Source organism: Salinimicrobium maris, from assembly GCF_049680855.1.
Lineage (GTDB): Bacteria > Bacteroidota > Bacteroidia > Flavobacteriales > Flavobacteriaceae > Salinimicrobium.
The window spans coordinates 244,905-265,278 of the sequence record NZ_JBMPGS010000001.1; the positions used below are offsets into that span (position 1 = coordinate 244,905).

21 protein-coding genes are annotated in these 20,374 nt (G+C 39.9%); 15 read left to right on the forward strand and 6 right to left on the reverse strand.

The annotated features are described in order from the left end of the window. Nucleotides 1-5 precede the first annotated feature (5 nt). The 5 genes from ACOV1Q_RS01205 (at nt 6) to ACOV1Q_RS01225 (ending at nt 4,500) form a co-directional block, all read left to right on the forward strand. Nucleotides 6-686, forward strand: a complete 681-nt coding sequence (locus ACOV1Q_RS01205; RefSeq protein ID WP_424492609.1) for a CPBP family intramembrane glutamic endopeptidase — start codon at nt 6-8, stop codon at nt 684-686. Nucleotides 687-967: 281 nt separating this feature from the next. After that, nucleotides 968-1,414 carry a VOC family protein gene (locus tag ACOV1Q_RS01210; RefSeq protein WP_424492610.1) on the forward strand — a complete coding sequence of 149 codons (447 nt, stop codon included), beginning with the start codon at nt 968-970 and terminating at the stop codon, nt 1,412-1,414. Nucleotides 1,415-1,851: 437 nt separating this feature from the next. Continuing rightward, complete coding sequence (locus ACOV1Q_RS01215; RefSeq protein WP_424492611.1) at nt 1,852-2,355, forward strand: hypothetical protein; 504 nt, start codon at nt 1,852-1,854, stop codon at nt 2,353-2,355. Between the two features lie 243 nt (nt 2,356-2,598). Next, complete coding sequence (locus ACOV1Q_RS01220) at nt 2,599-3,648, forward strand: serine hydrolase domain-containing protein (RefSeq protein WP_424492612.1); 1,050 nt, start codon at nt 2,599-2,601, stop codon at nt 3,646-3,648. 87 nt (nt 3,649-3,735) lie between these two features. Further along, nucleotides 3,736-4,500: a DUF6090 family protein gene (locus tag ACOV1Q_RS01225; protein WP_424492613.1), complete on the forward strand. Its 765-nt coding sequence runs from the start codon at nt 3,736-3,738 to the stop codon at nt 4,498-4,500. A 124-nt stretch (nt 4,501-4,624) separates the two neighbouring features. Here ACOV1Q_RS01225 and ACOV1Q_RS01230 read toward each other — a convergent pair whose 3' ends face one another. The 3 genes from ACOV1Q_RS01230 to gdhA form a co-directional block, all read right to left on the reverse strand. Further along, nucleotides 4,625-7,027, reverse strand: coding sequence for a TonB-dependent receptor (locus ACOV1Q_RS01230; protein WP_424492614.1), 2,403 nt, complete (start codon nt 7,025-7,027; stop codon nt 4,625-4,627). Next, nucleotides 7,027-7,746, reverse strand: a complete 720-nt coding sequence (recO, locus tag ACOV1Q_RS01235) for a DNA repair protein RecO (RefSeq protein WP_424492615.1) — start codon at nt 7,744-7,746, stop codon at nt 7,027-7,029. Before recO ends, ACOV1Q_RS01230 begins: the two co-directional genes overlap by 1 nt. A 150-nt stretch (nt 7,747-7,896) precedes the next feature. Continuing rightward, nucleotides 7,897-9,240, reverse strand: coding sequence for an NADP-specific glutamate dehydrogenase (gdhA, locus tag ACOV1Q_RS01240; RefSeq protein WP_424492616.1), 1,344 nt, complete (start codon nt 9,238-9,240; stop codon nt 7,897-7,899). A gap of 183 nt (nt 9,241-9,423) precedes the next feature. Between gdhA and ACOV1Q_RS01245 the strand changes: the two genes are divergently transcribed. Further along, nucleotides 9,424-10,197: a THC0290_0291 family protein gene (locus tag ACOV1Q_RS01245; RefSeq protein ID WP_424492617.1), complete on the forward strand. Its 774-nt coding sequence runs from the start codon at nt 9,424-9,426 to the stop codon at nt 10,195-10,197. 140 nt (nt 10,198-10,337) lie between these two features. On the opposite strand, the gene ACOV1Q_RS01250 is transcribed toward ACOV1Q_RS01245, so the two are convergent. Further along, entirely contained in the window at nt 10,338-11,483 is a 1,146-nt protein-coding gene (locus ACOV1Q_RS01250) for a cystathionine gamma-synthase (RefSeq protein ID WP_424492618.1), read from the reverse strand. A 91-nt stretch (nt 11,484-11,574) separates the two neighbouring features. Between ACOV1Q_RS01250 and ACOV1Q_RS01255 the strand changes: the two genes are divergently transcribed. The 3 genes from ACOV1Q_RS01255 to ACOV1Q_RS01265 are packed head-to-tail and all read left to right on the forward strand — an operon-like array spanning nt 11,575 to nt 13,603. Beyond that, nucleotides 11,575-12,336 (forward strand): DUF3298 and DUF4163 domain-containing protein, encoded by a 762-nt coding sequence (locus ACOV1Q_RS01255; protein ID WP_424492619.1) that lies wholly within the window; start codon nt 11,575-11,577, stop codon nt 12,334-12,336. 21 nt (nt 12,337-12,357) lie between these two features. Continuing rightward, nucleotides 12,358-12,711, forward strand: a complete 354-nt coding sequence (locus ACOV1Q_RS01260) for an arsenate reductase family protein (RefSeq protein ID WP_424492620.1) — start codon at nt 12,358-12,360, stop codon at nt 12,709-12,711. Continuing rightward, nucleotides 12,704-13,603, forward strand: a complete 900-nt coding sequence (locus ACOV1Q_RS01265) for a DMT family transporter (RefSeq protein ID WP_424492621.1) — start codon at nt 12,704-12,706, stop codon at nt 13,601-13,603. The genes ACOV1Q_RS01260 and ACOV1Q_RS01265 overlap by 8 nt, the downstream gene beginning before the upstream one ends. A gap of 58 nt (nt 13,604-13,661) precedes the next feature. Here ACOV1Q_RS01265 and ACOV1Q_RS01270 read toward each other — a convergent pair whose 3' ends face one another. Further along, nucleotides 13,662-14,165 carry an acyl-CoA thioesterase gene (locus ACOV1Q_RS01270; protein ID WP_424493382.1) on the reverse strand — a complete coding sequence of 168 codons (504 nt, stop codon included), beginning with the start codon at nt 14,163-14,165 and terminating at the stop codon, nt 13,662-13,664. A 136-nt stretch (nt 14,166-14,301) separates the two neighbouring features. Here ACOV1Q_RS01270 and ACOV1Q_RS01275 point away from each other — a divergent pair, with 136 nt between their 5' ends. From ACOV1Q_RS01275 to nadD, 3 genes are read left to right on the forward strand one after another with little or no spacing between them, the layout of a single operon-like run. Beyond that, a complete protein-coding gene (locus tag ACOV1Q_RS01275) occupies nt 14,302-15,159 on the forward strand; it encodes a YicC/YloC family endoribonuclease (RefSeq protein WP_424492622.1) in 858 nt (285 codons plus the stop codon). Next, nucleotides 15,159-15,752 (forward strand): guanylate kinase, encoded by a 594-nt coding sequence (gene gmk, locus ACOV1Q_RS01280; protein WP_424492623.1) that lies wholly within the window; start codon nt 15,159-15,161, stop codon nt 15,750-15,752. The genes ACOV1Q_RS01275 and gmk overlap by 1 nt, the downstream gene beginning before the upstream one ends. Continuing rightward, nucleotides 15,745-16,329 (forward strand): nicotinate (nicotinamide) nucleotide adenylyltransferase, encoded by a 585-nt coding sequence (gene nadD, locus ACOV1Q_RS01285; protein ID WP_424492624.1) that lies wholly within the window; start codon nt 15,745-15,747, stop codon nt 16,327-16,329. Before gmk ends, nadD begins: the two co-directional genes overlap by 8 nt. Nucleotides 16,330-16,359: 30 nt before the next feature. Here the strand turns inward: nadD and ACOV1Q_RS01290 are convergent, their stop codons facing one another. Further along, on the reverse strand, nt 16,360-16,593 hold the full coding sequence (locus ACOV1Q_RS01290; RefSeq protein ID WP_424492625.1) for a PLD nuclease N-terminal domain-containing protein: 234 nt from the start codon (nt 16,591-16,593) through the stop codon (nt 16,360-16,362). A gap of 373 nt (nt 16,594-16,966) precedes the next feature. Here ACOV1Q_RS01290 and ACOV1Q_RS01295 point away from each other — a divergent pair, with 373 nt between their 5' ends. The 3 genes from ACOV1Q_RS01295 to ACOV1Q_RS01305 all read left to right on the forward strand — a co-directional run bounded on the left by ACOV1Q_RS01295 (nt 16,967) and on the right by ACOV1Q_RS01305 (nt 20,332). Beyond that, nucleotides 16,967-17,962: an NAD(P)H-dependent glycerol-3-phosphate dehydrogenase gene (locus ACOV1Q_RS01295; RefSeq protein WP_424492626.1), complete on the forward strand. Its 996-nt coding sequence runs from the start codon at nt 16,967-16,969 to the stop codon at nt 17,960-17,962. Between the two features lie 10 nt (nt 17,963-17,972). Next, nucleotides 17,973-18,428 carry a DUF1801 domain-containing protein gene (locus tag ACOV1Q_RS01300; protein WP_424492627.1) on the forward strand — a complete coding sequence of 152 codons (456 nt, stop codon included), beginning with the start codon at nt 17,973-17,975 and terminating at the stop codon, nt 18,426-18,428. 272 nt (nt 18,429-18,700) lie between these two features. Beyond that, nucleotides 18,701-20,332 (forward strand): LVIVD repeat-containing protein, encoded by a 1,632-nt coding sequence (locus tag ACOV1Q_RS01305; protein WP_424492628.1) that lies wholly within the window; start codon nt 18,701-18,703, stop codon nt 20,330-20,332. Nucleotides 20,333-20,374: the final 42 nt, after the last annotated feature.

Below are 20,374 nucleotides of genomic sequence, written 5' to 3' on the forward strand. Positions count from 1 at the left end.
ATCCTATGAAAACTAAAATTTATAATTTCCTAACGAAACCATACATAGTGGTACTCACAATGCTTATTGCACCTTTATTTGGTTTTATAGACCGAAACTTTGTTTTCTTTTTTGGATTGGGCGTTGCATTTTTAATATTATGGTCTGGTAATTTTGAATGGTCAAAATTTGGAATTAGAAAGAAATTAACCAGAAGAACAGTTATACATAGTTTACTTATAACTGTTGCTATTTATATTTTGTTCGGTGTATTTATAGACCCCATTCTTCAACACTACCTGGGAGACTTCGATTTATCTTCTGTAGATGATATAAGAGGCAACCTGGTAGGTTATATTATTCTTATGGGAGTCATGTGGGTTTTTGCAGCATTTGGAGAAGAATTCCTTTTCAGAGGATATTACATGAAAAGTTTAGCTGAATTATTTGGTGACTCTAATAAGGCCTGGTTCTTATCTGCAATTATTACATCTATATATTTTGGGATTTCCCATGCCTACCAGGGCGTCGTAGGTATAGTATCGGTATTTTTATGGTCCTTCTTAATTTCTACGCTATTTTATAAAAACAGGAACAACTTATTGCTTTTGGTTCTAGTCCATGGATTTACTGATACGATAGGTTTAACGCTAATTTATTTGAATAAAGACCATCTTTTTTCTGAATGGATAAAACAAATCTTCTAATTAAGAGCCCTCCTTCAAGGCTGCGCAACCAAAAACCCTGCTTTAGCCATTTGGTTCGTAAATTATTAATACTTCTTCGGGTTACGGGGAATAGTTGGCAGCTGCATGATATTGTATTGCCATGTACATAAAAAATTAACACTTTTGATTAACTTGTGCAACATACAATACAGCTTCAAAAATGATCTTTTCGCCTACTTTTATAAACAGCACTTAAACCCTGTGGCAGTGAATCCTCCCCCAAATCCTTTTTAATTATTAACATTTTAAATTCAATAAAAATGACAACTGTAAACGTTTATCTTACATTTAACGGCAATTGCCGTGAAGCATTCGAATTTTATAAATCGGTATTTGGAGGGGAGTTTCCATATGTAGGAACATTTGGCGAAATGCCTCCACAGGAAGGTTTACCTCCAGTTTCTGAAGAAGACAAAGACAAAATTATGCATATAAGCCTTCCCATTAGCCAGGAAACTATGTTAATGGGAAGTGACACAGGAGGAGAGTGGACTGCTAACTATACACCGGGAACAAATTATTCTATTGCTATCTCTACTGATACAAAACAAGAAGCAGATAGAATTTTTAATGCACTTTCTGCAGGCGGACAAATAACAATGCCTTTAGCCGATACATTTTGGGGAGACTATTTCGGAATGTTTATCGACAAATTTGGAATTAACTGGATGATGAGTTTTAATGACAAAACCAGCACTAATGAATAAAAATACACAGCAACCTGTAAAAATTGAAACTGTTGACATTCATTGTGGATTGAGTCCAAATATTTAAAAAAATAAAAATTAAAACTAAAGTGAGAATTTTGAGCCATTTAGTATTCTTAGTAATTTTTCTAACGGTTTGGACAATTCTACATATTGTATTTGAGAATTTGGAGAGTCCATACAAGGGAATGATTAGTGCTGGAGTTTCTGCTATTCTTGCACCTCGAATAAATCAATACAAAACGCAATCAGGAAAACAAATCCAATTGAAATGGGTTTTTTAAAAAGACCAGTTTCAATTTAAAAGCGGAATCATATATTGAATTGAAAAACAAAACCGAAGTGCGGAATACATCTTTAAAATGCCATTTTAAATACCTTTTAAGATAGAGTTTAATAGACAGTCATACCTATCCATCCTCTTTAAAAACTGAAATATGAAAAAGATATTTATCATAATTCTACTTGCAGCATTCACCTCAGCCTGCTCCAGTAACGATGATGATAACGGGATTGACTGCAGGCTTTTTGACCCGGAATTTCCCGAATTATTTGTACGCATGGTAGATGAAAACGGAGTTAACCTCATCAGAATCGGAACCATTGACCCCGAAAATATAACTGTGGAAGGTGATTTTATGAACCCCGGTTTTCGATATATTCCACCACATGAATATGCTGAACCGGATGCCGAAATCCGAAAATATGACAATACACTTTCTATGTTTATTCCACGAGAGGAAAAATTCGAGTATAAAATTAATTTAGACGATTCAACTTCTATTACTTTAGAATTTGAAGCAGAATTGGTCGAAATTCCTTGTGAACTATTTTACTACGTTCCTACCGGAGCCGTTTTTAATAATCAGGAAATAGCATTACAAAACGAAGCCACTGATCTTCAATTTTTAATAGAAGTTTCATTGCAAACAAACTTGTAGAAACGGTATAGCCATTTCCTCAACGCAACAGAATAAGTTTTAAAAATCTCATTTTTAACACTTCTAGAAAATTATCTTTTTTATTCTAAAGAAGATATTCCGGCTGCTTTTGTCTTAAACCGGCGGGAGTTATTGGATGTAATTTGGCGATTACAAAAACCTGCTCAATATTTTACCTTCAGTATCCTTCCTTATTATCCTCTTTTATGATAAATTTAGGAGGAAAAGCAGCGCTATCATAAAATGACGAAAAAACAGAAAAAACAGCTTTTTAGAATTGTATTACTTGGGGCCACGGCAATTTCTTTGTTCTTTGTTCCCTGGCCTATAGTTACCGCATGGATCAAACCACTACCAGATACGGTTCAGGAGCAGGTAAATGAAGCAACAGAACTGGGTTTTGATGGCATTATTGTATACATAGACCAGAAGGCTAAAGAACCTGAATTTTATGCTGCCGGCTACAAGAACAGAGAAAATAAAATCCCTGCCAATCCGCATTCTTTGTTCAAAATTGCCAGTATCGGGAAATTATATGAGGCCGTGGCCATCACCAAACTGGTAAGGGAGAATAAAATTTCGCTGGATCAAACCCTTGCTTATTACTTCCCTGAACTCGTAGGGCGAATCGAAAATGCTGAAGAGATCACTGTGAGAATGATGGTACAGCACAGGAGCGGCATTCCAAATTACACAAACACTTATAATTACTGGGCGGCACCAAAAGAAACCAACGAAGAACGGCTGGCGCTGGTACTTGATTCCCCGGCCAGTTTTGAACCGGGCGATGACTATGAATACAGCAATACAAATTACCTGTTACTTTCTGAACTTATTGAAAAGGTCACGGGCGCAAGCAGTTTCCAGTACATTCAGAAAAAGATCTTAAACCCGTTACATCTTAACAACACCTATGGATCTATTCACGATGTGAACCTGGACGACGTGATGAGTGGTTACTACGTTGGCTATGAGTACGATTTGAAGGGAGATGACAATGACTCTATGCTGGCCACGGCCGAAGATTTAGGCAAGTTCTTAAGGGCTTTAAATGATGGCAGCGTTTTTAAGGACAAAAAAGAACAGGAATTATACGCTTCTCTTTATAAATTTAATCATACAGGTTTAATCCCCGGGTACCAAAGTATCGCCAAATATCATAAAGACATAGACGCCGTTGTTATTCAATTTACCAATACCGTAAATTTCGAGGGCTATAACTGGAATCTTTCAGAAATTGTATACAGCCGTATCGTCAAAATACTGAAGAATCGGAATCAAACTTTAGAGTAGCCTTTACCTGAAAAATTCACCTGCTCCTTCCCTTTTCATTTTACAAATTAATGTTATAATTTTATTGTAACTATTTGATTTTCAGATATGAAATTCTTCAGGAAAATTCGTCAGAAGTTACTTACCGAAAATAAGTTCAGTAAATACTTCATGTATGCGGTTGGTGAAATCATTCTGGTGGTCATTGGCATCCTGATTGCGTTACAAATCAACAACTGGAACCAGGCGCGAAAAGACCACAGGGCGCTGAATGAATATCTGGGAAAAGTAAGATCCCACACTTTAGAAGATCTTCGGAAACTGGATACCATCTCGAAATACCGAACGCAAATGGCCAATTTGTGCAAAAAAGCCCGAACCCGTATGCTGGATAAAACAGAAGACGAGGATCTTCTGCTTTTTATGAACTGTGGAGTAGCCTTTGCAGATTTTTATTTTAAGCCAAATACCGGCGGATATGAAGCCTTGAAAAATTCAAATTACTTCGGAAAAATTAATAATACGCACCTGGATTCGCTTTTGACAAGGTATCACAGCATAGTAGAAGATATTGCCCAGAATGAGAAAAGCTATAATGATTATGTGGTAAGCCAGGAAGCCTATCTTTCCACCCAATTCGACCGGTCTTTGATCCTGGCATCTGCTTTTTTACCACAGGATTCCCTTAGAATGAGAGCCACCCCGCAATCTGAATACTTCGAGGATTTCATAGAATACACGGCCTCTGCTCCCTATAGAAATGTTATTAGTTTAGCGGCCTTTCAATTTGATGCAATGGTCTATGAATACGACCAATTAAGAGATGCCGGCCACGGTGTCATTTCAGAAATAGATGCGCTAACTAGTAATTAACTCTTCAGAAAACACTTAGAAACCTTCTGAAAAACTCCATTTTTGGATATTCAGGTTCAGCAGGATATAATAATTATCAAAACCTGAAATAACAATCTGAAATCCCGAAAAGAAGCTGAACATTCTAAAAATTATAACTCAGCGCTAGGATCAAATTTCTACCTGCGGCAGCAATTCCTGAGGAATACGTCCGGTAGCGCTGGTCCGTTATATTCTCCAAAGAAGCTGTTGCTGAAAGATCATTGGTGATCTTGTACTGAGTACTAAAATTCACTGTATACCATTCGGGGGAATAAGGATTTCCGTTTGCGTCTACAGCATACAAATAAGGCTTATCCCTTTCGGTAGGTGCAAGTTCATCGTAACTGAATTCGGCATTATAATCGGCAAAAAGATCGAACTTCAAAATGTCATTTTTCCATACCAGGTGCGCATCTGCAAAAAGTGGCGCGGCATGCCGCAGGGGCGCGGTTGTACCGTCATCCTGCTCTTCCTTTCTTTCGGTAATGTTCAGGTGTGAAAGCAGGTGCAGGTTTTCAAAAAAGTTGATCTTAGCGCCGGCCTCAAACCCGTAAACATAGGCCTCAGCAGCATTTTGAATTGCCTGTACCCGGCTAAGCTCGCCCTGGTATTCAACCATTGTTTCACCATTAAGAGAAAAATCTCTTCGAACCATAGCATTGTCTAAAAGCGTGTAGTATCCTGCAAGATCCAGTACCACAATATTCTCGAAGTTGAGCGTAACGCCCAGTTCTGCATTGTAAGCTGTTTCAGGTTCCAGCTCAGGGTTTGGAACTACCACCATTCCCGGCGCAGAATCAAAGATTTTCCCCACATCGTCAATATTGGGTGCTCTAAATGCCGTCGAAAGATTAAGGCGCCAGTTGAGCAGCTCATTTTGCATCCAGCTTAGACCCGCACTCCCGGTGAGCGCTCCCGTGTTAAGTTTTGCTTCTTCAAATGGAAAGTCATAGAAATTCTTATCAAATGTGGCATTTAGCAAAATATGATTGTATCGTGCGCCGGTCTGCAACACAAGATCCTCTGCCAGCTGCCATTGAAAACTTCCGTAAGCGGCCATAGATTGCCAGGTGGAGCCATTGGGATATCGCGAGGCTCCGGGTACTGTGCCGTTAGTAAAAATATTTGTCTCGTTTCCGTGGGAATCCACTTCATTCAGCAGATATTCCACTCCGTAAAATAATTTGTTTTCGCCGTATCCTTTTTCGAAGTCCAGATTGAAAGAATACGCATCTACCTGCTCTTCTGTCTGGTAAAGGATTTCTCCGCCAAAATCCCTGTCGTTCCTGCTTTCCTCAAAATACTGGTAAGCCGCCGTTAATTTGGCTTCATCATAAAAGCTACCGTTTCCTTTTTTATGAATTTGGAAATTACTCTGCAGCCATCGTTGCGGCCCGTAATACCATTCCGCAGCACGAAGCACACCATCTCTTTTCCTGTATAAGCGGTCGTATCGCGGATAATTTGAAGTGGTGGAATATATCACTCCCAACTGGTAATCCCATTTTTGATTGGGGCGAAATCTCACCTTCTGAAGAAGATTCAGCTGCTCATAACCTGTAGGAATCTGCACCTTTGGATTGTCATTGGGCAGCATCACATCATTGCCATCCCGGCGCACTACGTATTCATTCCTCAGGTATTCTTCAGGCCCGTGGCTTCCCATTCTCAGGTCTCCAAAATCTGAATAACTGGCACTGGTCAAAAAAGCCCATTTTTGAGTACCTACCGAAAAATCCAGGTGGCCTGTTTTCTCATTATTTGCGGTTGCGTAGCGTGCAAAGGCATTTCCGGAAAACATTGTGTTATCATTCATTGACAACGACGGCCGTAAAGTGAAAAAATTCATTACCCCGCCAATAGCATCGCTCCCATACACTACAGAACCCGGCCCAAGTACTACTTCTGTTCTTTCTACGGCCAGAGGATCTATAGAAATTACATTCTGAACATTCCCACCTCTAAAAATGGCAGTATTCATTCGCACTCCGTCTACGGTGATCAACAAGCGGTTCGTCGCAAAGCCTCGTATCATAGGACTTCCACCGCCCAACTGACTTTTCTGAACATAAACCTGTCCGCTGTTTTCAAGAAGATCGGCCGAGGTTTGCGGATTGGAAAAAACAATTTCTTCTCTGGGCAGACTAATGACTTTCTGCGGAACATTTTGCCGGTCCTGTTCAAAACGTGCCACAGAAACCACTATTTCCTGCAGCTGGTTCTCACCGGGTTTTAAAAGTACCGCAGCATTATTGCGAAGGATCTTTTTCTTTGTGCTGTGATACCTTCGGTGGGACATATGCTGAAAGAACAGGATCTCATCTGTAGAAAATTCAGAAATATCTGCCTTACCGTCAAAATCCGTAAGCGCACTTTTACTTTTATCCAGGTTAAAAATTGCAACATTAAAGATTGGATCTCGGGTAGCTTTGTCAAGAACAGTGATCTCCTGTGCTTGTAATAAAGAAGAAGAAAACAGCAACACAATTAGAAGGAGCGCGCGCATTAGTTAAATATTTCATTTAAGACCGCAAGAGATTTGGGCTTTTTGAAACCCTGCAAGTGCAACTCGTAATACTCGAGCAACAGCATTAAAAATTTTGAACGGCCGGTTTGGTTGAGTTTAATGGCCGAAAGGGCATCAAAGTCTGTGCCCAACAGCTTTTTTAAAAGGTCTAAATTTTCATCATGAACGCAGTACCTGTTTGTCTCCACGGGTTGAAATGTGCCATCGAGTAAATTAAAATAAGGCATTTCCAATCCGTCGGTATCAGGATAGAATCCCAGATGCCGCGTGAGATTTAGTAGAAATAACAGGTGAAAATTAGCAATTTGGTTGTGCGTATCAAACCAGCTAAACGCATTTTCCAGATAACGGAACAAAGGCAGGTTTGCCTCTTCTTCCTTCACTGAATTCCGCAGCATTTCAGCAAGAAAGAAAACTACAGAAGATTTCATAACGTCGGTATGTAGCGTATGGTATGGCTGCACCACCTTGGCTTCCCGCATGCTTTCCAAAGTGCCTTTGTCTTTGTGGTTTGCCACTATTTCAAGCTGGGTAAGCGGCTGAAATAAAGAAGTCTTTAATTTGCCTTTTTTGGATTTCAGGATCCTGCGCAGTAAATAAGTTCTTAACCCGCTCTTTTCTGTAAAACATTTTACAATAAGATCAGATTCTCCATATTTCAACGCACTAAAAACAATGGCTTTGGTGGTGACAAGCATTTACTAAGGTTTTTATTCTGAACCCGATGGACCCAAAAGTACAATTAATTCGATAGTAAACTATTTCGGTGTTTCCCAATGTGAACTATTATTAAACAAAAAAGCCGCTATAAAAGCGGCTTTTTGGATATTCAGTTAATGAATATTTATTTATACAACTCCCTGCGCGAGCATGGCATCTGCAACTTTAACGAATCCGGCGATGTTTGCTCCTTTTACATAGTCAACATAACCGTCTTCTTCTGTTCCATATTTCACACACTGTTCGTGGATGTCCTTCATGATCTGCTTCAGTTTCGCGTCTACCTCTTCAGAAGTCCAGTTAAACCTCAAGCTATTCTGAGACATTTCCAATCCTGAAGTCGCTACACCACCTGCGTTTGAAGCTTTCCCCGGTGAGAACAAGATCTTGTTCTCCTGGAAAACGCCAATTGCTTCGGGAGTACACGGCATGTTTGCACCTTCGCCTACCAGTTTACAGCCGTTAGAAACCAATGCCTTCGCATCTTCTTCATGCAATTCGTTTTGAGTAGCACATGGCAGCGCCACATCGCATTTTATATTCCATGGAGTTTCCCCTTCGTAATATTTGGCATCTGGATATTTCTCAAGATATTCTTTGATCCTTCCTCTTCTTTCATTCTTAAGTTCCATCACGAAAGAAAGTTTTTCGGCGTAAATACCGTCTTCATCATAGATGTATCCTGAAGAATCTGAAAGAGTCACTACTTTTCCGCCCAACTGGGTTACTTTTTCTGCAGCAAACTGCGCCACGTTCCCAGATCCTGAAATTACCACGGTTTTACCTTTTATCGTATCACCTTTCTTCTGCAGCATATTTTCAGCGAAGTAAACATTTCCGTAACCTGTTGCTTCGGGACGAATTAAAGATCCGCCGTAAGAAAGGCCTTTTCCGGTAAGTACTCCGGTGAATTCATTTCTAAGCCTTTTGTACTGCCCGTACAAAAATCCAATTTCACGGCCGCCAACCCCAATATCTCCTGCAGGTACATCGGTATTTGCACCAATGCTGCGTTGAAGCTCGGTCATAAAACTTTGGCAAAATTTCATCACTTCATTATCAGACTTTCCTTTTGGATCAAAATCAGATCCTCCTTTACCGCCACCCATTGGCAGTGTGGTAAGGCTGTTTTTGAACACCTGTTCAAAAGCAAGGAACTTCAAGATACTTAAGTTCACAGAAGGGTGAAAACGAAGTCCTCCTTTGTAAGGTCCAATCGCAGAATTCATTTGTATTCTAAACCCACGATTTACCTGCACGTCACCGTTGTCATCCAGCCATGGCACTCTAAACATGATCACACGCTCTGGCTCTACCATGCGTTCAAGCAACTTTTTATTCTGATATTTTTTATTTTTTTCTATAAATGGAATTACAGTTTCGGCTACTTCATGAACCGCCTGTAAAAATTCCGGTTCATTTGCGTTTCTTTTAGAAACGCTATCCAAGAATTCCTGTACATTTTTTTCCATAGGATAAAATACAATTTAGATGTTTAAAGCCCTTTTTTAGGGTAGTGCAAATATACGTTTTCTTCAAAAATCAGCCGCTTAAATTTATAGATTGATATAAATTTAACTTAATACTGTAAGAGAGATAAGTAGCACATTCTTAAGCATCTTTTTATATATTTGTCCCGGCTCCATTTCATTTGTATGACAAAGTTCTCCTTCACTTTTACCTTGCTGTGCTTGCTTTTTTTCTTCGGAAAAGGTACTGCAAATGCACAGTATGGAATTGGGCAGGAAATAGGAGTGGTGGCAGGACCGGTAGCCTTCTTTTCAGATTATGGGGAGCGCTACAGCCTTGAAGCAAATTCAAGCAACATAGGGTTTGGGGTAGGGATAGTTCATTACATGAACTTCGCTTACAGCACCGACTGTAATTGTTACACTACAGATTCTTATTTCAACGATCATTTCAAATTGAGATCTGAAATAGACTTTCACTATACCGAACTCAACCATTTTGGCCCCGTAGCAGAAAAACAAAACGAAAATGGCAAGCGCCTGCGAGAAATGCAGGGTTCTACCCGCGTTTTTGAAATAGGGGCACATCTTGAATGGTATCCTTACAGCATTAGAGATTATACGAATTTCGCTTACCCTATTGCTCCTTTTGTGAGTTTTGGTGGTAGTTTTGTTTCTTATAAACCCGATGCCTATTCTACACTGGGGCCTTTAGAAGAAAATTTATTTCCCACTTTTAAAGGCGGACTTGATTTTGACCGGGGCAGCACCTGGTCTGCAGCTTTGGGGGTGGGCATTAGATATAAATTGGGGAGGTCCAGTGACCTGGTAGCGATAGGGCAATGGCGGTATTACCATACCGACTGGCTGGATGGGCTAAACCACGACAATCCTCAAAACAAAGCTAAAGACATCATTTACTGGTTAAATGTAGGTTATATCTATTACATCAACTTTTAAATACCTGCCATCAATAAAAAAGGCTGTCCAAAAAGCTTTACCCACGTCATTTTATTTGTTAGGACCTGAAAAGGTTCCAGTTGACGTAAAGCAAGATTTGTAGACAGCCTCTTTCTGTAATTCAGAAAAATGGTTTCCTTTTATTTCTCCAGTGCCTGTTTCAGGTCACTTATTAAATCTTCTTCATCTTCAACCCCTACACTTAAACGGATCAAAGAATCAACAACCCCGGTTTTTGCCCTTTCTGACTGTGGAATAGATGCGTGGGTCATACTTGCAGGATGTCCTGCCAGCGATTCCACACCACCAAGAGATTCGGCAAGGGTAAATACTTTCAGGTTTTCTACCACTTTTACAGCACTTTCCAGCGTATCTTCAGCAGTTGTAAAAGAGATCATTCCGCCGAAACCTTTCATTTGCCTTTTCGCGATTTGATGGTTTGGATGATCTTCAAATCCCGGCCAGTAAACATTCTTAACCTTTGGATGATCTTTCAGGAATTTTGCGACGGCTTCTCCATTCTCACAGTGACGTTGCATTCTTAAATGCAGGGTTTTGATTCCCCTAAGCACAAGAAAACTGTCCTGCGGCCCTGTAACTCCACCACTTGCATTCTGGATATAGTATAATTTTTCTGCCAACGGCTGGTCTTTCACTACTAAACTACCCATCACAACATCACTGTGCCCGCCAAGATATTTTGTTGCACTGTGCATCACGATATCTGCGCCCATATCTAAAGGTTGTTGCAGGTAAGCAGTTGCAAAGGTATTATCTACAGCCAGTAAAAGGTTGTTCTTTTTTGCTATTTTGGATACCGCTTCAATATCCACAATGTTCATCATTGGATTGGTAGGAGTTTCCACCCAAATCATTTTGGTATTTTCGTTGATGTAATCGTTGATCTTTTCAGCATCATTCATTCCCACAAAATGGAATTTGATGCCAAACTTTTCATAGATCCCGGTAAATAAACGATAAGAACCACCGTATAGGTCATTTGTCGAAATAATTTCATCGCCTGGTTCAAAAAGCTTGATCACTGCATCTATAGCAGCAAGACCAGATCCAAAAGCCAGCCCGTATTTCCCATTTTCAATACTCGCCAAGGCGTTTTCAAGTGCTGCGCGCGTGGGATTCCCGCTTCTGGAGTATTCAAATCCTTTGTGTCCTCCCGGGGTGCTTTGTTTATAGGTACTGGTTTGGTATATTGGAGGCATGACAGATCCGTAGGCCGGATCTGTATTTTCCTGGCCTCCGTGAATTGCTTTGGTATTAAACTTCATATCTTAAAAAATTTGTCCACAAATGTACCATAAGCATTGGGCTTTCCCAAAATACCTCTTATCTTTCAGTTTTCTTTAACACCCACTTCATATGGCGCTAAATTTCAGGCATCTCTCTCTGCTCTTCCTCATTTTCACCGCTTGCAAATCTGACAAAAAAGAGCCTGAAAATCTCATTTTTGAAACTCAGACCATTTTGGAAACCACAGGTGAAAATTGTGAAAATCTCGAGAAGAACTGCACGGTGATCTCTATTAAATTCCCCCTGGCGACAGGAAACTCAGATGCTTCCCGGGAGATCAACAGGGAGCTGAAGGAAGAGATCATCCAGATCATTTCTCCGGTAGATGGTGAACGACCCGCTTCATTACAGGAACTTGCAAATAATTTTATACAAGATTATCGCAAAACTGCCGCAGATTTTCCACAAGAACCCACCTGGGAAGCTTACGTGGACGGAGAAATTTACCATGAGAGCGACAGCCTTATCTCTGTTGGCATCAATTCCGAAATCTTCAGGGGCGGCGCACACGGCTATCGCGGATTGTCTTTTTTAAATTTCAGCAAAGAGACAGGCAAACTCTATACCTACGAAGAACTTTTTACTCCGGAATTCAAAGATTATGCTGAAAATGTATTCCGCGAAAATCAGGAAATTCCTGAAGGTGAAAACATAAACAGCACGGGCTTCTGGTTCGAAAATGACACTTTTCACCTTCCTTTAAATATTGGTTTTAAAGATGATAAAATTTTACTGGCGTACAACGCCTATGAAGTAGCTCCTTATTCTGCAGGCAGTGTTTATTTGGAAATTCCCAAGGCAGAGGTTGAATCCTACTTAAAAGTTGAATAGTTTTGCAGAAATTTTGCCGCTATGAACAAGATTTACTACCTCTCTACCTGCGATACCTGTAAAAGGATCATTTCTGAACTCGATTTACCCACCAATGTTGAACTGCAGGACATTAAAGCCAATCCTGTTTCTGAAAAAGAACTGGAAGAACTAAAAACTCTGGCAGGAAGTTATGAAGCTCTTTTCAGCAAAAGAGCCAGGTTATATAAGGAGAGAGATTTAAAGAATAAAGATCTTTCTGAAGAAGATTACAAAAACCTCATTTTGGAGCATTATACGTTCTTGAAACGCCCGGTGCTCGTTCATGGAGATGATATTTTTATTGGCAATGCTAAGAAAACTGTAGAAGCTGCCAAAACCAGCCTGCATGAATAGCCGTATCCTGGCGATCATCGCCGCTATTGTAGCAAGTGCGATCTACGGGATCAATCACACAGTAGCAAAAGGGGTGATGCCAACCTACATCGAGCCATTTGGCTTCATTTTTCTAAGGGTTTTTGGCGCCGCCGTCCTTTTTTGGGCAATTAGTATCTTTGGACCTAAAGAAAAAATCACAACTTCAGACTGGCCGCGCATCTTTGCCTGTGCCGTCTTTGGAATGGTGATCAACATGCTTTTCTTTTTTAAAGGTTTGAGCCTTTCCACCCCAATTAACAGCTCGGTCATAGTAACCCTTTCCCCTGTTATGGTGCTTATACTCGCCTCCATACTTATTAAGGAGAGAATCACCTTGCTTAAAAGCACCGGGATTGCAGTAGGACTAACAGGGGCCCTTGTACTGGTACTTTTTAGCGCAGAAAGTAAAAGCAATGCACCAAATATCCCCCTGGGAAATGTTCTGTTTATTGTAAACGCGCTTTCCTATGGATTGTATCTTATCATCGTAAAACCGCTCACCTCAAAATACCATCCTTTTACTTTGATGAAATGGCTTTTTACCATTGCCGTCATCATTAATCTTCCCATTACCATCTCTGAATTTACAGCAGTACAATGGAAAGCGTTACCTTTTGAAGCGGTTTGGAAAATGTCATTTGTGGTACTGGGAACTACCTTCACCACATACCTACTGAATGTTTACGCGTTAAAGCAACTTTCGGCTTCCACCATAGGTGCGTTCATTTACCTGCAACCTCTAATTGCTATTATTTACGCAATTTCCACAGGGGCTGACAGCCTAAACACCACAAAATTAGTTGCGGGCTTACTGGTCTTTGTGGGAGTTTACATGGTCACGAAGAAGAAAACCGAGATCAGGGCTTCATGATTTCCATAAAAGCCGAACCTTCAGTTTTTCCACTAAAAGATTTAGAAACAGGTTTCTCTTAGGCTGAGAATTTTTCAGGGTCTATATCTTTTGGACGTTTCCCAAACCTGCGCGTATCTTCTTTGGTCAAAACCTTGAAATCATCAGCGTGCTCCATGCTATCGAAATTTTTATAAAAATCATCAGGAAGAGCGGTCAATTTTCGGGTTTCAAGATCTATCCAGGCTCCCATCATTTCACAGGAAGCAAAATTTCTTCCTTTATGATCGTAAAAATTATGAACAAATTCAAAGTACATTCCGTCTTCAGAAAGCCCTTTTAATTGCAATGAAACACGCACGGGTTTACCTGCAAAGACTTCCCTGAAATAATAAATGTGCTCGTAAAAAACCACCGGACCTAAATTTCGCTCTGCCAGTTCTTTTTGCCCAAAGCCGTTTTCCATTAGAAATCCCATACGGGTGTGGCTCATAAAGTTAATGTAAGCCGTATTGGCCAGGTGGCGGTTCGCGTCAAGGTCGCTCCACCTTATCTCAAATTCTTTAAAGTACATCTTTTCAATTTTAGCATAAAACTACAAATTTTTATTATGCATGCATAGAATAAAGTTCCTTTCCACAAATCCTCCCGACTCATACTCCAGATTCTTTCCCACTTTTACACTTTTACGTATCTTTACGCAACTTTAAAAAAGCTACATGATCCAGTCAATGACCGGTTTTGGAAAAAGCATTTTACAGCTGCCATCCAAGAAAATAACCGTTGAAATAAAGTCACTTAACAGCAAAAACATGGACCTGAATGCGCGGATTCCTTCGCAATACAGGGAGAAGGAACTATTGCTGCGGAACAAAATTTCCAAAAGTTTAAGCCGCGGAAAAGTAGATTTTTCTGTTTTTGTGGAAATCACCGGGGAAGAAACCACCGCAACAGTAAATGCTGCGGTTGTGAAGAATTATATAGCACAATTAAAGGAAATTGTAGCCGGAGATGAAACCGAACTTTTAAAAATGGCAGTTAGGATGCCCGATGCTCTTAAAACCGAAAGGGAAGAGATCGATGAAAGTGAATTTGATTCCATTAATGAAGCTGTAGAAGAGGCTTTAAAAGAAATCAATGAGTTTAGAACTTCCGAAGGAAAAGCACTTGAAGAGGAATTGCAGCAACGGGTAAACAACATTTCTGGCCTGCTAAGTGATGTCATCGCCATGGATCCTGACAGAATTGAAGCGGTGCGAGAACGCCTGCACAAAGGGGTTTCAGAATTAAAGGAGAATATAGATGAAAATCGTTTCGAACAGGAGCTGGTTTATTACATCGAGAAATTTGATATCACCGAAGAAAAAGTTCGCCTGGAAAATCATTTGAAGTTCTTTACAGAGAATTTAAATTCTCAGGATTCAAACGGCAAAAAGCTCGCTTTTATTTCCCAGGAAATGGGACGGGAGATCAATACCATTGGCAGCAAATCTAATTACGCGCCTATGCAGCAACTGGTCGTACAAATGAAGGACGAGCTCGAAAAGATCAAGGAACAACTTCTAAACGTACTCTAATGGCCGACGGAAAACTTATTGTTTTTTCCGCACCTTCCGGTTCGGGAAAAACCACGATCGTACAATACCTTCTTGCTCAAAAAGAGCTGAAACTGGATTTTTCCATTTCAGCAACTTCACGGGAACCACGAGGCAATGAAATAAACGGAAAGGATTACTACTTTCTGAGCCTGCGGGAATTTAAAAACAAGATCAAGAACGACGAGTTCCTGGAATGGGAAGAAGTCTATCGCGATAACTTCTACGGAACATTAAAAAGCGAAGTCAATCGAATCTGGAAAGAAGGCAAAAATGTCATTTTTGACATAGATGTAGTGGGCGGTTTGGATATCAAGCAAATTTATCCTGAACAAACTCTTGCCGTGTTTGTAAAACCTCCAAGTATTGAAGAGCTGAAAATAAGACTTAAAAAACGCAAAACAGAATCTGACGACAAGATCAATATGCGCGTGGCCAAAGCATCTATTGAACTAGCCACCGCACCACAATTTGATCACATCATAGTGAACAATAACCTAAACATCGCTCTGGAAGAGGCTTATTCGTTGGTTTCAGAATATGTAGGAGCAGAAAAGAAAGCAGCACGTGAATAAAAAGGTCGGACTTTTCTTTGGTACGTTCAATCCCATTCACATAGGGCACCTCATCCTTGCCAATCACCTGGTGCAATATTCCAGTCTTGATGAAATCTGGCTGGTCGTGACTCCTCATAATCCTCACAAAAAGAAGAAAAGCCTTTTAGACAACAACCACAGGTATGACATGGTTTGGAATCTTTGTGAAGATTATCCATTGCTAAAACCCAGCAACATTGAATTTGGATTGCCACAACCCAATTATACCGTCAAAACGCTGGCACATCTTGAGGAAAAGTTCAAAAAACATGATTTTACCCTCATTATGGGCGAAGACAATTTGAAAAGTTTCCATAAGTGGAAAAATTATGAGGTCATCCTTGAGCGGTATAATATCATCGTTTATCCACGTTTTTCTGAAGGAGATATGCACCCGCAATTCCTGGATCACCCAAAGATTACGAAGGTTGATGCACCAAAAATAGAGATTTCTTCCACCTTTATCAGAAAGGCAATCAAGGAAGGAAAGGATGTGCGGCCGCTGCTTCCGGAGAAAGTGTGGCGCTATATAGATCAAATGGGGTTCTATCGCTAGAAGAAATCTTTAAAGAAGACCTTGAAGCCCTTATTTTCTCTGGAAATCTGGATCAAATTTCCTCTTTCCGGGATCAACGAATTCCTTCTTCAGCATAAAATAGAAGATGGAACCCATTACAGGAAAGACCAGGATCGCCAGAAGCCATAAAATTTTATAGGTAGGCTTTTTAAAGCTTGATCTTACAAGGTCGATCAAAGCCCACAGCCATAGAAGCACTGTTAATGCCACTAAAGCGAGGATAAAAATACTTGTAGTTTCCATAGCTTAGAATTTTCTTTAAAATTTATTCTCAATTACTCTCGTAACCATAAAAATGGGAGCGTAATTATCCAAAAATAGGATTTCCAGAATGATTTCCAGAATCTATAAAAAAATTGCCTTCAAGCATAAACCTGAAGGCAACCCTAACTAACTAATAACCAACCAAAAAAAATGGAAACTTTCTTTCGGGAAAAAGTTCATTCTTTCTGACTTATTAACGCAAATGTTTTCGCTTTCGTGTTCATTTGTACCGCCAATAATGTTAAAGTTTTAAAAACAGGCATTAAGCTTTCTCTAATAAAGCTTAGCTACTCCTTCCAGAAATACAGAAAGCTTAATATTTTACTTATTTTTGAGCAGAGAAAACTAATTTATGAGTAAAACACCAAAATTTGCCGTTATTGGCGGAGGAAGCTGGGCGACCGCTATTGTTAAAATGTTGTGCGAAAACGTTGAAGTAGTGAGCTGGTACATGCGAAGTGTTTATGCTATTGAACACCTTAAAAAGCAGGAACATAATCCCAATTACCTCAGCTCGGTCGAATTTAATGTGAACCAACTCAACCTGAGCAATGATATTAATAAAGTCATTGAAGAGTCAGATTTTCTGATTTTTGCCATTCCTTCGGCTTTTGTAAAAAGGGAACTAGACAATATTACGGTACCGCTGGAAGGAAAGGTTATATTTTCGGCCATTAAAGGAATTGTTCCGGAAACTAGCCTCATTGTAGGAGAGCATTTCCATCACACCTATGGAATTCCATATGACAATATTGGTGTACTTACTGGTCCCTGTCACGCCGAAGAAGTGGCGCTTGAACGGCTTTCTTATCTCACCGTTGCCTGTGCAGATGAAGAAAAGGCAAAAATGCTGGCGCTTTACCTTACTAGTGACTATATTAACTGTAAGACAAGTGATGACATTTTTGGGACCGAATATGCCGCCATGCTCAAAAATATTTACGCCATTGCCGCGGGAATCGCACACGGACTCGGGTATGGTGATAACTTCCAGAGTGTACTTATGAGCAACGCCATACGGGAGATGAAAAAATTCATCAAGAAAGTTCATAAAATGAAACGGAACATCAATGATTCGGCTTATTTAGGTGATTTACTTGTTACTGGATATTCCGTCTTTAGCCGTAACAGGATGTTCGGGAATATGATTGGAAAAGGATATACGGTTAAAAGCGCACAAATGGAAATGAGCATGGTAGCCGAAGGTTATTATGCCACAGAAAGTGCTTTTAAGATCAACAAAGAAAAGGGGGCAAAAACCCCTATCATTAATGCAGTTTATGGAATTTTATACCAGGGAAAAGATCCTAAAAAAGTGTTTAAGAAGCTGGCTGATAAACTGGATTAACGACTAAAATATGCAATCAAATGCCAGCACTACTCGAGAATACCTGAGATCTCTTCCTGAAGACCGAAAAGAACCTGTTGAGAAGTTAAGAAATGTCATTATAGAAAATCTTCCTGAAGGTTTTCAGGAAGAAATGGCCTACGGGATGCTGGCTTATGTGGTGCCGCATAAATCATATCCTGCGGGTTACCACTGCAACCCCAAACAGCCCTTGCCATTTATGAACCTTGCCTCTCAAAAAAAATATATTGCGGTTTATCACATGGGCCTGTATGCAGATAAAAAGCTTCAGGATTGGTTTACAGGAGCATATCGAGACAGGCTGGACAAAAAACCCGATATGGGCAAAAGTTGTATTCGGTTTAACAATATAAAATCCATTCCGTATGACCTGATAGGCGAACTTGCTTCAAAGATGACCCCGGAAGACTGGATTTCTCTCTATGAAAAACAGGTCAAAAAATAATGGACAAAAACTCTCCTGTAATGCCATTTTTGGAGCTTTAATAGCCTGCAACTACTTTACCCAAGTGCTACGAAATTTTATTATCTATGGCATTAATCCGAAGTAAGTACTCCCCCGTAATAAGCCTCGTTTTTGCTATTATCACTACCAGTGAATTAACGCATAAACCGGCTAATAGATTCTAAATCAGGAAAAAAAATAAAAATATAATAGAAAAACTATTTATCTTTGCTCCCATATAGACCCGAATCTATTAACTTAATTCCTATTAAATGAGCAAAAAATTACTTGCCTTAAGCTTGTTCACCCTTCTGGTATTCCTATCATGTTCTCAAGATGATTACTCTTCAACTGAAATTTTGCAGGACAAAGTTTACAATGTCAATAGCGGTGACGGAGTAACCTCTTCGATTTCTATGGATGAAGTTGGTGTTATTGGCGTACAATCTACTTCCACGACTAAAAATTCCGAAGAAAATCCCGAAGCTATTAACATTGCGCTTGAGCAAATCGCGACAGTAGAACCACCGGTTATGAATGGTCAAGCAATGCGAGCTACTCATGTAGATGTTGAAGGAAATTATGCTTATGTAGCATACAATAAAGAAGGATCAACCTTTTTAGGAGGGATTCAAATTATTGATATAAGCGATAAGTACAATCCGCGAGTCGTAGAAGAAATGACAGCTACTGTTGATGTAAATGCCTTAATTGTAAGAAACAATACACTTTACTTCACCGGGGCTTTTGCTAATCCAGATCTTGATTTTTATGAATCAATTCTTGGAAAGGTAGATGTCTCTAATGGAAGATTCAGCTCCACTTTTGATGATGTTGCGCTTTCAGGGCAAACCGGGGTAGATGTACTGTTCTATGATAATTCTATTGTGGCTCTCACGGGTAGCGAAGGAAGCATTGCAACTTTTTCTTCCGGAGAAGCAAATATGACGCTGCAAAACGAGATTCCGTATGCTGATCTTAGATCGGCTGCTTTTTCAAATGGTAAATTAGTAGCCTTAAGCGGTGATGAAGGTCTCCTGGTGCTTGATGCCAATCTTCAAACTGAAAAAAGGATATCCTTACCTCTTATGACAGATGCTGCTAAAAGGACTATTACTTTCTACGGAAATCATTTACTTGTCTCAGAAGGCCAAAATGGAGCTGGGCTATACAATTTAGAATCTTCTGCAGAAATCGCAAGATTAGGAATAAATACACTTCCTGAAGATGCGATCGCTGAAGAAGATAAAGTTACGAACGCCGTAAGCATAACCGACGATTACATCCTGATGGGCAACGGTGGCGCCGGTTTTGGAATTACGAAATTAGATGATAACAATGCGGTCATCCAGGAAGGTGTTATTGAGGTAAAAGGATCTGTAAATTATTTAAAGGCGATAGATGATTACGTTTTTGTGGCTTCGGGCACTGGTTTTCGAATTCTCAAAATGAACAAACCAGAAGTAGCCTCAGAAAGCTTTCTATCCTGTTCAGAATACCCCGAGTACAACGGAGGACCTCACCTGAACATAAATTCCAATGAAGAAGCTAGAAATTACAGCGGAGTTGCTACAGTGAAGCACCTAAATGTAGGCGCCGAACTCAACTTTTGCGGGTCTTTAAATGTTGAGCGTTCTACCAATATTAACAGCCACGGAACATTTAACATGAGCGGTTCACTCGCCATAGGTGCAGTGGGCAAAAACCATCATCTAAACATCAATTCCAACTCTGTTTTGAGAATTGAGGGAAGCCTTACTGTTTATGGAGACCTAAACCTTAACAGCGGTGCTACGCTCGAATTTGTTGGAGATGATTCTACCATTCATGTGTATGGTAACGTAAGAATAAATAACAATGTCACTATTCTTGGAGAATATACAGATACTTCAAATAAGTTATAATCGAGGTACATAATAAAATTAAAAATCCCCTTCATTAATTAA

Excerpts from the sequence above, each read along its gene's own strand:
- ACOV1Q_RS01205 (WP_424492609.1), top strand. The coding sequence starts at position 6 with ATGAAAACTAAAATTTATAATTTCCTAACGAAACCATACATAGTGGTA.
- ACOV1Q_RS01210 (WP_424492610.1), top strand. The coding sequence starts at position 968 with ATGACAACTGTAAACGTTTATCTTACATTTAACGGCAATTGCCGTGAA.
- ACOV1Q_RS01215 (WP_424492611.1), top strand. The coding sequence starts at position 1,852 with ATGAAAAAGATATTTATCATAATTCTACTTGCAGCATTCACCTCAGCC.
- ACOV1Q_RS01220 (WP_424492612.1), top strand. The coding sequence starts at position 2,599 with ATGACGAAAAAACAGAAAAAACAGCTTTTTAGAATTGTATTACTTGGG.
- ACOV1Q_RS01225 (WP_424492613.1), top strand. The coding sequence starts at position 3,736 with ATGAAATTCTTCAGGAAAATTCGTCAGAAGTTACTTACCGAAAATAAG.
- ACOV1Q_RS01230 (WP_424492614.1), bottom strand. The coding sequence starts at position 7,027 with ATGCGCGCGCTCCTTCTAATTGTGTTGCTGTTTTCTTCTTCTTTATTA.
- recO (WP_424492615.1), bottom strand. The coding sequence starts at position 7,746 with ATGCTTGTCACCACCAAAGCCATTGTTTTTAGTGCGTTGAAATATGGA.
- gdhA (WP_424492616.1), bottom strand. The coding sequence starts at position 9,240 with ATGGAAAAAAATGTACAGGAATTCTTGGATAGCGTTTCTAAAAGAAAC.
- ACOV1Q_RS01245 (WP_424492617.1), top strand. The coding sequence starts at position 9,424 with ATGACAAAGTTCTCCTTCACTTTTACCTTGCTGTGCTTGCTTTTTTTC.
- ACOV1Q_RS01250 (WP_424492618.1), bottom strand. The coding sequence starts at position 11,483 with ATGAAGTTTAATACCAAAGCAATTCACGGAGGCCAGGAAAATACAGAT.
- ACOV1Q_RS01255 (WP_424492619.1), top strand. The coding sequence starts at position 11,575 with ATGGCGCTAAATTTCAGGCATCTCTCTCTGCTCTTCCTCATTTTCACC.
- ACOV1Q_RS01260 (WP_424492620.1), top strand. The coding sequence starts at position 12,358 with ATGAACAAGATTTACTACCTCTCTACCTGCGATACCTGTAAAAGGATC.
- ACOV1Q_RS01265 (WP_424492621.1), top strand. The coding sequence starts at position 12,704 with ATGAATAGCCGTATCCTGGCGATCATCGCCGCTATTGTAGCAAGTGCG.
- ACOV1Q_RS01275 (WP_424492622.1), top strand. The coding sequence starts at position 14,302 with ATGATCCAGTCAATGACCGGTTTTGGAAAAAGCATTTTACAGCTGCCA.
- gmk (WP_424492623.1), top strand. The coding sequence starts at position 15,159 with ATGGCCGACGGAAAACTTATTGTTTTTTCCGCACCTTCCGGTTCGGGA.
- ACOV1Q_RS01290 (WP_424492625.1), bottom strand. The coding sequence starts at position 16,593 with ATGGAAACTACAAGTATTTTTATCCTCGCTTTAGTGGCATTAACAGTG.
- ACOV1Q_RS01295 (WP_424492626.1), top strand. The coding sequence starts at position 16,967 with ATGAGTAAAACACCAAAATTTGCCGTTATTGGCGGAGGAAGCTGGGCG.
- ACOV1Q_RS01300 (WP_424492627.1), top strand. The coding sequence starts at position 17,973 with ATGCAATCAAATGCCAGCACTACTCGAGAATACCTGAGATCTCTTCCT.
- ACOV1Q_RS01305 (WP_424492628.1), top strand. The coding sequence starts at position 18,701 with ATGAGCAAAAAATTACTTGCCTTAAGCTTGTTCACCCTTCTGGTATTC.